Source organism: Pseudomonas putida (genome assembly GCA_041071465.1).
GTDB classification, from domain to species: domain Bacteria; phylum Pseudomonadota; class Gammaproteobacteria; order Pseudomonadales; family Pseudomonadaceae; genus Aquipseudomonas; species Aquipseudomonas putida_P.
Genome location: CP163498.1, coordinates 3,404,707 through 3,418,349, shown reverse-complemented (window position 1 = coordinate 3,418,349; position 13,643 = coordinate 3,404,707). Strand labels below are relative to the sequence as shown.

11 protein-coding genes and 2 pseudogenes are annotated in these 13,643 nt (G+C 64.0%); all 13 read right to left on the bottom strand.

Features of this window, described 5'->3' with window-relative positions; translation table 11 throughout:
* Window positions 1-38 precede the first annotated feature (38 nt).
* Complete coding sequence (locus tag AB5975_15785; protein XDR18151.1) at window positions 39-365, bottom strand: hypothetical protein; 327 nt, start codon at window positions 363-365, stop codon at window positions 39-41.
* Window positions 362-1,283: pseudogene (locus AB5975_15780) on the bottom strand (alpha/beta hydrolase). Before AB5975_15780 ends, AB5975_15785 begins: the two are co-directional and overlap by 4 nt.
* Window positions 1,255-2,532: a flavohemoglobin expression-modulating QEGLA motif protein gene (locus AB5975_15775; protein XDR18150.1), complete on the bottom strand. Its 1,278-nt coding sequence runs from the start codon at window positions 2,530-2,532 to the stop codon at window positions 1,255-1,257. Before AB5975_15775 ends, AB5975_15780 begins: the two are co-directional and overlap by 29 nt.
* A 51-nt stretch (window positions 2,533-2,583) precedes the next feature.
* Window positions 2,584-3,131: pseudogene (locus AB5975_15770) on the bottom strand (hypothetical protein).
* Window positions 3,132-3,160: 29 nt separating this feature from the next.
* A complete protein-coding gene (locus AB5975_15765) occupies window positions 3,161-3,865 on the bottom strand; it encodes a TetR/AcrR family transcriptional regulator (GenBank protein ID XDR22979.1) in 705 nt (234 codons plus the stop codon).
* Window positions 3,866-4,009: 144 nt separating this feature from the next.
* Window positions 4,010-5,512, bottom strand: coding sequence for a lysine--tRNA ligase (gene lysS, locus AB5975_15760; GenBank protein ID XDR18149.1), 1,503 nt, complete (start codon window positions 5,510-5,512; stop codon window positions 4,010-4,012).
* Window positions 5,513-5,605: 93 nt separating this feature from the next.
* Window positions 5,606-6,701, bottom strand: a protein-coding gene (gene prfB, locus AB5975_15755) for a peptide chain release factor 2 (GenBank protein ID XDR18148.1) whose coding sequence is annotated in 2 segments (ribosomal slippage) — window positions 5,606-6,628 and window positions 6,630-6,701 — 1,095 coding nt in all. Because the reading frame shifts where the segments join, the coding sequence is not laid out codon by codon here.
* Window positions 6,702-6,832: 131 nt separating this feature from the next.
* Entirely contained in the window at window positions 6,833-7,837 is a 1,005-nt protein-coding gene (gene wspR / locus AB5975_15750) for a Wsp signal transduction system regulator diguanylate cyclase WspR (GenBank protein ID XDR18147.1), read from the bottom strand.
* A 51-nt stretch (window positions 7,838-7,888) separates the two neighbouring features.
* Entirely contained in the window at window positions 7,889-8,902 is a 1,014-nt protein-coding gene (gene wspF / locus AB5975_15745; protein ID XDR18146.1) for a Wsp signal transduction system protein-glutamate methylesterase WspF, read from the bottom strand.
* A complete protein-coding gene (locus AB5975_15740) occupies window positions 8,899-11,202 on the bottom strand; it encodes a hybrid sensor histidine kinase/response regulator (protein XDR18145.1) in 2,304 nt (767 codons plus the stop codon). The genes wspF and AB5975_15740 overlap by 4 nt, the downstream gene beginning before the upstream one ends.
* Window positions 11,199-11,864 (bottom strand): chemotaxis protein CheW, encoded by a 666-nt coding sequence (locus tag AB5975_15735; protein XDR18144.1) that lies wholly within the window; start codon window positions 11,862-11,864, stop codon window positions 11,199-11,201. Before AB5975_15735 ends, AB5975_15740 begins: the two co-directional genes overlap by 4 nt.
* The gene (locus AB5975_15730; GenBank protein XDR18143.1) at window positions 11,861-13,135 is read right to left on the bottom strand and encodes a CheR family methyltransferase; all 1,275 of its coding nucleotides are present in this window, start codon (window positions 13,133-13,135) and stop codon (window positions 11,861-11,863) included. The genes AB5975_15735 and AB5975_15730 overlap by 4 nt, the downstream gene beginning before the upstream one ends.
* Window positions 13,132-13,638: a chemotaxis protein CheW gene (locus AB5975_15725; GenBank protein ID XDR18142.1), complete on the bottom strand. Its 507-nt coding sequence runs from the start codon at window positions 13,636-13,638 to the stop codon at window positions 13,132-13,134. Before AB5975_15725 ends, AB5975_15730 begins: the two co-directional genes overlap by 4 nt.
* Between the last annotated feature and the right edge of the window lie 5 nt (window positions 13,639-13,643).

The following is a 13,643-nucleotide window of genomic DNA, read 5'->3' as shown; positions in this document are numbered from 1 at the left end:
TCGCGGGCACGCCCGCTACGGGGCCGATACAGGCAACATCACTGCACCTGCTGTGGGGTTTCCTCGCCCATGCAACGCACGGCGCGCTTGCGGTTGTCCACCAGCACGCCGGTCAGGCCTTTTTGCTGGGTGTCGAACAGCACCAGCACGCCGTCCACACACTGGGCCACCTGCGCCGCCGGGTCCAGCGACACCTTGTAGTCTTCGCCGGGGATGGTCTTGAGCATGGTGAAGTCCTGCAGCAACAGGGCATCCTCGGGTTTGGCGAAATGCAGGTAACCGTAGTACCACAAAGCCCCCACCGTCACGATGATGCTACCGATGCCGGTCAGGATCAGCGGGATGGCGTTGCGTTCTTCACTCATTGCTTGTTCTTCTCGTCAGGGAAATTGGGCACTTCGGCAAGCCGCCGCAGGCCGTTGAAATGGCTGGGATCATCAAGGAAACGCAGCATCACCTGGCGCCAGGTCGGGTCAGCGAAGGTCTGTACATGGCCGCCTCGGGTCAGTTGCAGCACCCTTGGTGCTGGTGCGTGCTGGTACAGGCGAATGCCGTTGTCCATCGGCACCAGGTTGTCGTCGATGCTGTGGAAGAACAGTTTGGGCGGGCTGCTCAGCTGCTCGATCGAACGGATCGCGCTGTCGCCGTCCGGCACCAGCCACGACAGCGGCACCTGCAGCGGCCAAGTCATCCACGAGGTGCTGAGGGCATAGCGCCCCACCTCGCGGTAACTGGCCGGCACGCCATCGAACACCAGCGCGCTGAAGCGCTGGCGCTGCTCAGGGTGGGCCGCCAGATAATGAATGGCCATGGCGCCACCCAGGCTCTGCCCCAGCAGCACCAGTGGCTTGCCCTTTACCTCGGGTGCCTGGTCCAGCCAAACCATGGCGGCGGCAATGTCCTGGTACACGTCCGGCAGGCTCGGCTGGCCCTGGGACAAGCCGTAGCCGCGATAATCGATCATCAACACCTGGTAACCCTGCTCCGGCAGCCAGTAGCTCCCCCCAGGTGTCCAGGCAGGTTGCCGCCGTTTCCATGCAGGTGCAGCACCGTGCCTTTGACATCGACCCGGCCTTGGCCGGCAGCCACCAGCCGTGCAGGCGCAGGCCATCAGCAGTGTTCAGGGTGACATCGCGATACGCCAGCTTGGCCCGCTCAGGGGTGAAGGCCTGGCCACGCTCGGGGTAGAACAGCAGGCTGCTGCAGCCGCCAAGCCCCAGCAGAACCAAGCCCAGGGCCAGCAGGCGGCAGCACTCAGAGAATGTTCGCGTAGTCGGCTTCAATACGATCCAGGCTCAGGTGGTTGAGGAAGTTGGAGAAGCACATCCAGGCCGACAGCGCGTTAAGGTCGCGGAACTGTTCGGGCAGGTACTTGGGTGGCTCGACCAAACCCTCCTCGACCAGCTGACGCAGGGTGCGCATGTCTTCCAGGGTGGTCTTGCCACAGAACAGCAACGGGATCTGTTCGAGCTTGCCCTTCTTCACGGCCAACTGAATGTAGTTGTAAACCATGATGAAGCCCTTGAGATAGGACAAGTCCTTGGTGAATGGCAGGCCATTGGGCACCGAGCCGCGGAACACCCGGCTGGCGTTGCTGTAGCTCTGCGCCATCTCGAAGCCCTGCTCGCGGAAGAAGTTGAACACCTGGAGGAAATCGGCGCCCTCCTCGACCATGTGGATCGCGCGGGTGCGGTTGGTGAGCTTGCGCAAGCGGCTGGGGTAGGACGCAAAGGCGATCACTTCCATGAGGATGGCCAGGCCTTCCTGGGTCACCGTCGACGAGGGCGGGCCCTTGGCCAGAAAGGTACAGATAGGCTGGTTCTGGCCATTCAGTGTGGTGCCCACGTGCACCAGCCCTTCGTGCACCTCCAGGGCGCGCACGTCGCGGACGTTGAACATGGCGTCGGCGCGCACCTTGATGTAGTCGGCACCGGCCGCAGCATCGGCGACGATGCCGTCAGACTCGAATACGCGAATGGTTTCCTCGGCCTCGCCGAACACCTTGTTCAGCCGGCGCTGGAGAATGTCCACGGCCTCCTTGGCCGTCAGATTCTTGGGTTCGTCCTTGAGGTCGCCACGGCCGTCAATGTTGTTCAGGTAGTCTGAGAACATCATGCCGAGGTCGGCCAGGGTCGGGTCACCGGCGTGGAAGGCATCCGAGGCCGCGCCGTACAGCTCCTGGGAGATCAACCCGAAGTCCTCGGTGCCGCGCGCTTCGAGCATGCGCACGACCATGCGGTACTCGCGGCACATGCGCTTCATGATCTGGCCAACCGGGTTGAACTGGCCGAGCTGGCGAATGATGTCGCGCTCGATGCCCTGAAACTCGGCCTTGACCGCGCTGGAGTCGAACGACAGCGGGCGCGACTGGTAGTAGGCGCGGTCAACCGCCGGCGGCTCCTTGCCCTTGGCCTTGAGGAAGCCCTGGCGAATGTTGTCGTCCCACTTCACCGCGTCCAGGACCCGGATCGGGGTCTGCGCCGCGACGATGCGGTCGGACAGGGCGCGGATGGTTTGCTGGTATTCGTCCACCGGGGACTCCTTTCTAGTACAAGAAACCTGCCCGCGAGGAAGCCAACACGGTCATTTGCCGGAGCGCTGGAACCGCGCCACCTCGACGAACAGGTCGGAGTTGGCCGGGTCGTCCAGATACGCCAGCACCCGCGCCGACGGGCTGTCGATCAACACGCCATCGCCGTTGTCTTCTGGCACCTCGGTGCTACGCCCGGTCAGTTCTTTCTTGTCCACCGCCTGCTGCACCTGCTCGACATCCAGGTTGTAGACCACCAGTTCCTTGCCATCGACGATGTCGAAACCGCCAATCAGGAAGTTGCCACCCAGGCGCTTGGGCACACCAGCCGACAGGTACCAGCGGTTGCCGTGGCGCGACACAGTGAACACGTATTCTTCAGGGGCCTTGCCCTTGGCCGTGGCCACTGCCTTGTAGGCATCGCCACCGCTGCGGCTGATGGTCAGCTTCAGCGGCTCGCCCAGGCGTCCTTGCTGCTCCACTTGCCGAGCAGGGCCTTGGGCGCCGCCTGGTTGCTGGGCAATGGCTCATGGAAGGTCACCAGACAACCGCCCAGCAGCAGGAATGACAGAGTCAACAACACCACACGCCAGGCTTTCATCAGGTTCTCCTTGAAAAGTCGATCTCGGCTCAGGCCGATGCCAGCACAAGCTGCAGGTATCGGGTAAGCATAGCGAGCATCTGCCCATCGGCTTGCGCATTCGCATCCTTGAGCAGGCCCTGATATTCCATCTGCTCGATAATCGCCGTCAACATCTGGGCGTCCTGTTCCGGTTGCCGCGAACCCACTACCTGCAGCAATTGCCGGGTGCCGTGCAACAGGATCTGCTCATGGGCGCACACCAGCTCGGCCAGGCGCGGGCAAAGCAGCGCCTCCTGGCGGAAGGCCTGCTCGGCCATCAGGAAGTCACGGCGGTTCAGCAGTTGCCGCTGCACATAGTCAGCGGTCATGCGCGCCACTTCGTCGGCCAACCGCGCCCGTGCCTGCTGGCTGCCATCGCCCTGGGCCAGCAACTGGCGCAACACCACCTCGGTGTTGGCCCACAGCTTGGCCATGTAGGCCGCGCTCCGCTCGACGTACTGGGCGAAGGTATCGGTGAGCAGGTCCTCGATGTCCTTGAAGTAGTAGGTGGTGGCCGACAATGGCACACCAGCCTCGGCGGCCACTGCGCGGTGGCGCACGCCGCGTACACCATCGCGCACGACGATGCGCATGGCGGCGTCGAGGATCAGCTGGCGACGCTGTTCGCTGCCTTGGCGGGCAGTCTTGCGCCCTTGGTATTGCACGCTTTCGGCGACGGCGGTGGCAATGCCGGCGGCGCCCTGGTCAGGCATGGCGGGTGTCACGGGTATACCTCATTGGACAACGTTTCATCAGTGCCGGCCTCTTTGCGGGCGTGCCCGCAAAGAGGCCAGTACAAACAACATAAAGCTTCAGGCAAGAAAAAGCCGCCTCGAAAGGCGGCTCGTTCAAATCACTCAGGCCTGCGGACGCATGTGCGGGAACAGGATCACGTCGCGGATCGACGGCGAGTTGGTCAGCAGCATCACCAGGCGGTCGATGCCGATACCCTCACCGGCGGTCGGCGGCATGCCGTACTCCAGTGCACGCACGAAGTCGGCGTCGTAGTGCATGGCTTCGTCGTCACCGGCGTCCTTCTCGGCCACCTGGGCCAGGAAGCGCTCGGCCTGGTCTTCGGCATCGTTGAGCTCGGAGTAGGCGTTGGCGATTTCACGGCCACCGATGAACAGCTCGAAGCGGTCGGTAACGGCTGGGTTGTCGTCGTTGCGACGGGCCAGCGGCGACACTTCGAACGGGTACTCGGTAATGAAGTGCGGCTGCTCCAGCTTGTGCTCAACCAGTTCTTCGAAAATCATCACCTGCAGCTTGCCCAGGCCTTCGTGGCCCAGCACCTTGGCACCGGCCTTCTTGGCGATGTCGCGGGCGCGGTCGACGTCCTGCAGGTCGGCAGCGGTCAGCTCGGGGTTGTACTTGAGGATCGAGTCGAACACCGACAGGCGCACGAACGGCTCGCCAAAGTGGAACACCTTGTCACCGTACGGCACGTCGGTGCTGCCCAGTACCAGCTGCGCCAGCTCACGGAACAGTTCCTCGGTGAGGTCCATGTTGTCGCGGTAGTCAGCGTAGGCCTGGTAGAACTCGAGCATGGTGAATTCAGGGTTGTGACGAGTCGAAACGCCTTCGTTACGGAAGTTGCGGTTGATCTCGAACACCTTTTCAAAGCCACCCACCACCAGGCGCTTGAGGTACAGCTCCGGCGCGATGCGCAGGAACATGGCCATGTCCAGGGCGTTGTGGTGAGTTTCGAACGGCTTGGCCGCCGCGCCGCCTGGAATGGTCTGCAGCATCGGCGTTTCGACTTCGAGGAAGTCACGCTCGATGAGGAACTTGCGGATGTGCGAGATCACCTGCGAACGCACACGGAAGGTGTGGCGGGTTTCTTCGTTGACCATCAGGTCGACGTAACGCTGACGGTAGCGCTGCTCGGTGTCGGTCAGGCCGTGGTGCTTGTCGGGCAGCGGGCGCAGCGACTTGGTCAACAGGCGCACATTGGTCATTTCGACGTACAGGTCGCCCTTGCCGGAACGGGCCAGGGTGCCTTCGGCACTGATGATGTCGCCCAGGTCCCAAGTCTTGACCGCAGCCAGGGTTTCTTCGGGCAGGGTTTTGCGGTTGACGTAGACCTGGATACGGCCAGTCATGTCCTGGATAACCATGAACGAGCCACGGTTGAGCATGATACGGCCGGCAACCTTGACCGGGATCGCGGCTGCTTCCAGCTCTTCCTTGGTCTTGTCCGCGTACTGTTTCTGCAGGTCGTTGCAGTAGCTGTCGCGACGGAAGTCGTTGGGGAAGGCGTTGCCCTTGGCGCGCTCGGCGGCAAGTTTTTCCTTGCGCAGGGCGATCAGGGCATTTTCTTCCTGTTGCAGGTCTTGCGATTCGGTCTTGAGGTCGCTCATGTCGTCATTCTTTCCATCAGGTATTCGTTGCCCTTTTCGGGCAGGGCACGCGATACCGGCGGGCAGCCAGGTATCGCGGCAGTGGAGTGCGGCTTACAGCCCTTGCTTGAGGCTTGCTTCCAGGTACTGGTCGAGGTCGCCGTCCAGCACTTTCTGGCAGTCGCTGCGCTCTACGCCTGTGCGCAGGTCTTTGATGCGCGAGTCATCCAGTACGTAGGAACGGATCTGGTGGCCCCAGCCGATGTCCGACTTGCTGTCTTCCAGCGCCTGCGATGCGGCGTTGCGCTTCTGCATTTCCAGCTCGTACAACTTGGCCCGCAGCATTTTCATGGCGGTGTCTTTGTTGGCGTGCTGGGAGCGTTCGTTCTGGCACGCCACCACGGTGTTGGTCGGTACGTGGGTGATACGTACGGCCGAGTCGGTGGTGTTCACGTGCTGACCACCGGCACCGGAGGAGCGGTAGGTGTCAATGCGCAGGTCGGACGGGTTGATCTCGATCTCGACCTTGTCGTCGATTTCGGGCGACACGAACACTGCCGAGAACGAGGTGTGGCGACGGGCACCGGAGTCGAACGGGCTCTTGCGCACCAGGCGGTGCACACCGATTTCGGTACGCAGCCAGCCGAAGGCGTACTCGCCCTTGATGTGCACGGTGGCGCCCTTGATGCCGGCGACTTCACCTTCGGAAAGCTCGATGATGGTGGCGTCGAAACCGCGCTTGTCAGCCCAGCGCAGGTACATGCGCAGCAGGATGTTGGCCCAGTCCTGCGCTTCGGTACCACCAGAGCCGGCCTGGATGTCCAGGTAGGCGTTGTTCATGTCCATCTCGCCGCTGAACATGCGACGGAACTCAAGCTTGGCCAGGTTTTCTTCCAGCTCTTCCAGCTCGGCCACGACGTCGCCGACGGCGTTTTCGTCATTTTCCTCGACGGCCATGTCGAGCAGGTCCTGGCAGTCACCCAGGCCGTTGGACAATTTGTCCAGGGTCTCGACCACCTGCGCCAGCATGGCACGCTCGCGGCCCAGGGCCTGGGCGTACTCGGGCTTGTTCCAGACGTTGGGGTCTTCCAGCTCGCGGTTGACTTCGATCAGGCGGTCATGCTTGTGATCGTAGTCAAAGATACCCCCGAATGGACTGGGAACGCTCGGTGAGGTCCTTGATGGTGTTCAGGATCGGTTGGATTTCCATGGGCTGGCTACTCGCACGAATTCGGTGAAAAGCCTGCGAGTATAACCGAGTCCGCTGCATGGCGGCAGACCCGCCGGGCGGTAGTCTGTTCAGAAAGCTGCACCGCGCCTACACGGTCCGCGCAATCCTGCTCAGGCGATGCCAACCTGATTACGCCCGCTGTTCTTGGCTTGGTACAGGCCTTTGTCCGCTGCCGAGATCAGCTGCCGGCAATGGCTGCCGACGGCCGGGGTCTGGGTAGCCAGGCCAATGCTCACGGTCAGGAACGATTCGGCCACCGGCGCAGTATGCGGGATGCCCAGGCCAAGCACGGTTTGACGCAGCTTTTCGGCCACCAGGCGTGCCCCGCCTGGCGAGGTGTTGGGCAGCACCAGGGCGAACTCTTCACCGCCATAGCGCGCCGGCAGGTCGGTCGGCCGCGAGCACGAGCCACGAATGGCTTCGGCCACCTGGCGCAAGGCCTCGTCGCCGGCCAGGTGGCCGAAGCTGTCGTTATAGGCCTTGAAGTAGTCCACGTCGATCATCAGCAACGACAGCTGCTGCTGTTCACGCATCGCCCGGCGCCATTCCAGCTCCAGGTACTCGTCGAAATGGCGGCGGTTGGACAGCCCGGTCAGGCCATCGGAGTTCATCAGCCGCTGCAGCATCAGGTTGGAATCGAGCAGTTGCTGCTGGCTGACGCGCAAGGCGCGGTAGGCCTCGTCGCGCTGCAGCAGCGTCAGGTAGGAGCGCGAGTGGTAGCGGATACGCGCCACCAGTTCGATGGTGTCCGGCAGCTTGACCAGGTAATCGTTAGCCCCGGCGGCAAACGCCGCGCTCTTGACCAGTGGGTCTTCCTTGGTCGACAGGACAATGATCGGAATGTCCTGGGTCGCCGGGTTGTTGCGGTACTCGCGCACCAGGGTCAAACCGTCCAGGCCAGGCATGATCAGGTCCTGGAGAATGACCGTAGGCTTGATGCGCATGGCCTGGAGCACCGCCTGGTGCGGGTCGGCACAGAAGTGGAAGTCGATGTTGTCCTCATTGGCCAGACCACGCCGCACCGCTTCGCCGATCATTGCCTGATCGTCGACCAACAGCACCATCGCCGAGTTCTCGTTGGTGGTCGCGAAACCTTCGATCGGTAAGTCATTCATACCTGTTCACCCGATCACTACCGGCCTTGCGGCGTGATTCAATACGTTTCGTCATTTTGCGAAAAAGTCCGTCAAGCGCCCGGCTATGCGTTCCAGCGGGCGAATTTCCACTGCGGCATCAATGGCCGCAGCAGCTTTGGGCATGCCGTACACCGCGCTGCTGGCCTGGTCCTGGGCAATGGTCAAAAAGCCCTGCTGACGCATCAGCTTCAGGCCTTGGGCACCGTCACGGCCCATGCCGGTGAGCAGCACGCCCACGGCATCACCATTCCAGTAACGTGCCACACTCTCGAAGAACACATCGATCGAGGGCCGGTAGATTTCATTGACAGGCTCGGCAGTGTAGGCCAGTTGGCCGTTCTGTAGCAGGCGAATGTGGTGGTTGGTCCCCGCCAGCAACACCTGCCCTGGCTGCGGCGGTTCACCTTCACGGGCCAGGCGCACCGGCAGGCCGGCTGCGCTGCTGAGCCATTCGGCCATGCCTGCGGCAAACACCTGGTCCACATGCTGGACCAGCACGACGGCCGCCGGAAACGCTGCCGGCAAGCTCTTGAGCAACACTTCGAGCGCCGCCGGGCCGCCCGCCGACGAGCCAATTGCCACCAGCCCGCGACGCTGCGAAGCCTCGCGCAGCGGAGCGGCTACCGGCCTTGCGGCTGGGGCACGCTGCTGACCGACCAGCCAGCCGATATCGAGGATTTTGCGCAGCAGGGGGGCCGCCGCTTCGCGGGCATCGCCAGCACCCAACGCCGGGGTGTCGACCACATCGAGAGCGCCATGGCCCATCGCCTCGAACACCCGGTGCACGTTTTGCTTGCGGTCGACCGTGACGATGACGATGGCGCACGGGGTTTCGGCCATGATCCGCCGGGTCGCCTCGACACCGTCCATCACCGGCATGATCAGGTCCATGAGAATCAGGTCGGGCAGTTGTTCGCAGCAGCGCTGCACCGCCTCGGCACCATTGCTGGCCACCCACACCACCTGGTGCGCGGGCTCGAAGGCCACTGCCCGGCGTAACGCCTCCACGGCCATGGGCATGTCATTGACGATGGCGATCTTCATCCCTGAGCACCTCCGATCAGCTCGACTACAGCATCCAGCAACGCATCGTCGTGGAAACTGGCTTTCGCCAAATAGTAGTCCGCGCCAGCATCCAGACCACGCCGTCGGTCTTCCTCACGGTCTTTGTAGGACACCACCATCACCGGCAACGACTGCAGCCGCTGGTCGCGACGCACCAGGGTGACCAGCTCGATGCCGTCCATGCGCGGCATGTCGATGTCGGTGATCAGCAAATCGAAGTCCTCACCGCGCAGGGCGTTCCAGCCGTCCATGCCATCGACTGCCACTGCCACGTCGTAGCCACGGTTACCCAACAGCTTGCGCTGCAGTTCGCGCACGGTCAGCGAATCGTCGACCACCAGGATGCGCTTGCGGGCCACCCCACGGGCACCGCTGCTGCCGCGCTCGATGCGCTCCAGGCTACCGGTGCTGAGCAGTTTTTCCACCGACCGCAGCAAGTCTTCGACATCGACGATCAGCACCACCGAGCCATCATCGAGCAAGGCACCGGAGGAAATGTCCTGTACCTTGCCCAGCCGTGGGTCGAGGGGCATCACCACCAGCACCCGTTCGCCCACCAGCCGCTCCACGGCCACGCCGTACAGCTGCTCGCGCTCACGGATCACCACCACCCGCAGGCTGGCTTCGTCGCTTTGCCCGGCCGGGCGGTTGAGCAACTGGCTGGCGGCCACCAGGCCAATATGCCGGCCTTCGTGCCAGAAGTGCTGACGCCCTTCGATCTGCACGATCTGTTCGGCGGTCACTTCCAGCGTGCGTTCGATATGGGCCAGCGGGAAAGCGTAAGCCTCACCGCCCACCTCGACCACCAGGCTGCGCACCACCGACAGGGTCAGTGGCACCTGCAGATGGAAGCGACACCCCTGCCCCGCCACCTGAGTCAGCTCGATCGAGCCGCGCAGCTCGCGGATCATGTGCTGCACCGCATCCAGCCCCACGCCGCGCCCGGACACTTCGGTAACCTTGTCGCGCAGGCTGAAACCGGGCAGGAACAGGAACGTCAGCAGCTCCGCTTCACTCATCCGCGCCACCGTGTCGGCCGGCGACAGGGCACGCTCGACGATGTTGCTGCGCAAGCGCTCCAGGTCGATGCCGGCGCCATCGTCGATCAGCTCCAGGCTGAGCATGCCGGCCTGGTGCGACGCCCTCAGGCGGATCTCCCCCTCGTCCGGCTTGGCCGCCAGCAGGCGCCGCTCGGGCAGTTCGATGCCGTGGTCGACGGCATTGCGCAACAAGTGGGTCAGCGGTGCTTCGAGTTTTTCCAGCACATCGCGGTCGACCTGGGTTTTCTCCCCTTCCACCACCAAGCGCACCGGTTTGCCCAGCGAGCGGCCCAGGTCACGGACCATGCGGCTCTGCCCAGTCAGCACGTCGGCAAACGGCCGCATTCGGCAAGCCAGAGCCGTGTCATACAGTAATTGTGCACGCTGGCTGGCCTGCCAGCCGAATTCGTCCAGGTCCGCAGCCTGTTGCTGCAGGATCTGCTGGGTTTCCGCCAGCAGGCGCTGGGTTTGCGCCAGGGCTTCGAGCACCTCGCTGCGCTGGCCACTGTCTTCCAGCTGCATACGCAAGCCATCGAGCGCCTGCATGCCTTGGCCGTGCATGCGTTTGAGGCGCTGCAGGGTGGCCAGGTAAGGCTTGAGCCGCTGGGTTTCCACCAGCGACTTGCTGGACAGGTCGAGCAGGCTATTGAGGCGGTCGGCGGTAACACGCAGTACCCGCTCGGCACCTTCCCCGGCGCGCTTGCCGGCCTTGCGCCGCAGGGCCGGCTGGGGCTCGGGCTCTGGTTCCGGCGGTTCGGCTGGCACCACCAACGGGGCCGACGTCGGGGTTGCCGGGGGTGGCTCCGGCAGCACGGGTGCCACCAACGGCGCCGCAGGAATGGCAGCAGCGCCTGGGTCAAGCAGGTTGGCCATTTGCGCAAGAAACACCGGCAAGGTCGCCTGCGCGCCGGCATCGCCTGGCGTGGCGATGCGCATCAGCAGGTCGGTGCCTTGCAAGAGTGCATCGATATGCTCGGCGGTCAGCCGCAGACGGCCTTCCTGGGCCGCTACCAGGCAATCCTCCATGACATGGGCGACACTGACGCCCGCATCCACCCCGACGATGCGCGCGGCCCCCTTGAGCGAGTGGGCGGCGCGCATGCAGGCCTCGAGCTGGTCGGCCTGGGTGGGATTGCGCTCCAATGCCATCAGGCCGGCACTGAGCACCTGGGTCTGCGCCTCGGCCTCTAGGCTGAACAGTTCGAGCAACGATGCGTCGCGCATTTGCTCTGGGGTCATGACAAGCTCCGCTGCACGGCAGACAGTAAGTGTTGATCGTCCAGCACCCGCACACTGCGGCCGCGCCACTGCAGGACTGCGGCGGTGAAGCGTGTGGCGTCCTGGCCGCTGCCAAGCAACAGTGGGTCGAGCCGGTGAATACCGTCGATTTCCTCGACGGCCATCACCACCGGCCCACCTTCGGCGGCCAGAATCAGCATGCGTGGCATCGCCCGGCCGCCACGCTGCTCGGCGGTACCGGCTTGCACACCCAGCAAGTCAGCCAGTGACAGGCACGGCACCAACGCACCGCGCACATTGGCAACCCCCTGCAGCAGCCGCGAGCGCTGATGCGGCAGCGAATGCACCGCCTGCAACGGGGCGATCTCGGCCAGGCAGGCGGTAGCCAGCGCCAGCCACTCTTCGCCCAGGCGGAACAGCAGCATGGAGCGGCCGGTGTTTTCTTCGACCGGCTGCGCTACTGCAGCCTGGTGGTCCTGCATCAGCGCATAGCGGTCGAGCAAACGCGTGGCCGCGGCGGCATACACCTCGCAATTGCGGCAATGAACATGCTGCTCCAGCAGCGGGCACTGCTTGTCGCCATGCACGCCAATGCGGTTCCAGCAGTCGTCGATGTGCGCGTCATCCTCGGCCAGCAACTGCATCGCGGATTCACTGTTCATCGTTCAGACTCCCGGCCAGCCCGCGCCGCCCGTTCCTGCAGGCGCCGGGCACCGGCCAGGTCACCCTGGGCCGCCAGCAAGGCCGCCAGGTGCACCAGCGCCTCGGGGTGCTGTGGTTCCAGGTACAGGGCCTTGCGGTAGTGGGTCAGCGCCTGCTGCGCATCGCCTTCGGTATCACTGAGCAGCCCCAGCCAGTAGTACACCTGCGCCGACGGCGGGTACTGGCCCAGGTAGCGCTGGCACTCGCCCCGGGCCTGCTCGCTGGCACCGGCATTGGCCAGGCGGGCAATGCTGGCCAGCAACTCACTGGCCCCCTCGTGCTTGTGCTCGCGGGCCGGCGCCGGCCTGGCCGCCACAGGCAACACTCGCAGCGGCGGTGGCAACGGCGCGCTGGGCGGTGGATACCCCGCTGTGGGCAACGTCGCCAACGTTCGCTTCACCGGTTGGGCGGGTACCACGTCCATCGGGGCGCTGTCGCCTTCCTGACGCACATAGGCAAACGACTGGGGGATCCCCAGCGGACGCATGCCCAGGCGTGCCAGCAAGCTGCCCTCGGCCGGGCCGATGAACAGCACACCCTGCAGATGCAGCAGGCGTTTGAGCACCTCGAACACACGCTGCTGGGTCGGCACGTCGAAATAAATCAACAGGTTGCGACAGAACACGAAGTCATACAGGCCATCGCGGCTGGCCAACGCCGGGTCAAGCACGTTGCCCACCTGCAGGCTGACTTGCTGGCGTACCCGTTCATGCAGGCGATGGCCTTCGTCGAGGGCATCGAAGTAGCGCTCACGAAAGCCCAGTTCGCTGCCACGAAAGGCATTGCGCCCATACACGGCCAGCCTTGCCTTGGCTACCGAACTGGGGCTGATGTCCATAGCATCAATCAGCAATGCCCCTGGCGCGATGCCAGCGTCGAGCAAGGCCATGGCCAGCGAATACGGCTCCTCGCCGGTCGAGCACGGCAGGCTGAGCAGGCGCAATGGGCGTGCACCCGCCAGCTGGGCCAGGCGTTTATGGGCCAGGCTGGCCAGCGCAGTGAAGGATTCGGGGTAACGGAAAAACCAGGTTTCCGGGACGATCACCGCTTCGATCAGCGCCTGTTGCTCATCCGCCGACTGCTGCAGGCGCAGCCAGTAATCGTCCAGGTCCATCGCGCCTGCAGCCACGCAGCGCTGGCGCAGTGCGCGCTCGACCATGGGCGCGCCCACCGACTCCACGTCCAGGCCAATGCGCTCGCGCAAGAAGCGGAAGAAACGCTGTTCGTTCATGTAGGCATCCCTGTCGGGTCTTGCGTGTACAGCAATTCGTGCACAGCGTCGGGCAGCAGGTCATTGACTTCGATGCGCTGCAGCATGCCCTGGGCATCCTGGCGCACCGGGCCCAGATAAGGCGCATCGCCGGTGTCCACCCCATAGGGCTGAAACTCGTCGGGTTGGCAACGCAGGGTTTCGGTGGCCTGCTCCAGAATCAAACCAAGCTGCAGGCTGCCACGGTAGTGCACCAACACCAGGCGGGTGCTGGTGCGCTGCGCCGCTGGCTGGCCAAAGCTCAGCGCGGCAAGGTCGATCACCGGCACCAGCTGGCCACGATGAGCGAGGATACCGGCGACCCAGGCAGGTGCCTGGGCAATCGGCTTGAGCGGCTGACGCGGCAACACCTCGATCACCTCGTGCACGCTCAGGGCAAAACGCTGCGCCCTGATGCGAAACTGCAGGTACAACGCCCCCTTGGCGTTTTTCGCCCGCGCGGGGCGCGGTTGCAAGTCGTTCATCGCGG